The 513-nt window shown below is 67.6% G+C and carries 1 protein-coding gene; it reads left to right on the top strand.

The window, feature by feature from the left end; genetic code table 11:
- The coding region (locus MFF34_RS27820) for a GspL/Epsl periplasmic domain-containing protein (protein WP_283236636.1) at nucleotides 1–360 on the top strand (360 nt) is incomplete at its 5' end.
- Between the last annotated feature and the right edge of the window lie 153 nt (nucleotides 361–513).

The raw sequence follows: 513 nt of genomic DNA, 5'->3' as shown, positions 1-513 counted from the left end.
CAGCAATGGCGCCAGGCCCAGCTCTGGCAAGCCCAGGTGATTGCCGTGACGGGTGAGCAGGCGGGCCCCAGGCAGGCGGCTCAGGCGCTCAAGCGCCTGCGTGAGGCCGGTTTGCAGCAGCAAGTGCGCCTGCGTCAGCTCGACGATTTACAAGGGCGCTTGCATGCCTGGCTGAATGAGCATCCCGGCTGGCGCCTGCAAGCGGTGCGCTTTGATGGCCAGCGCTGGCATGTGCGGCTGGAGGGCGAGGGCGCCACACCGCCTTGGCGCGAGATGGCCAATGCGGTGGGCGCTCAGGTGCAGGTGAGTGGCGGCGAGTCCTCGCCAAACGTGGTGTTCGACTTGGAGGTGGCAGCATGAGCACGGCGTGGGTGCAGCGTCACCGTTTGCCGCTGGCCGTGTGCCTCATCGCGCTGCTGTCGAGCGTGCTGCTGCTACGTGAAGGCGTGGCGCAATGGCGCGCGCTGAGCCAATGGCAGGCGCTGGCGCAAATGGCAGTAGGTTTGCAGGGCG

This window comes from Pseudomonas sp. PAGU 2196, assembly GCF_022179005.1.
Taxonomy (GTDB): domain Bacteria; phylum Pseudomonadota; class Gammaproteobacteria; order Pseudomonadales; family Pseudomonadaceae; genus Aquipseudomonas; species Aquipseudomonas kermanshahensis.
This window is presented reverse-complemented; position numbering and strand designations above follow the sequence as displayed.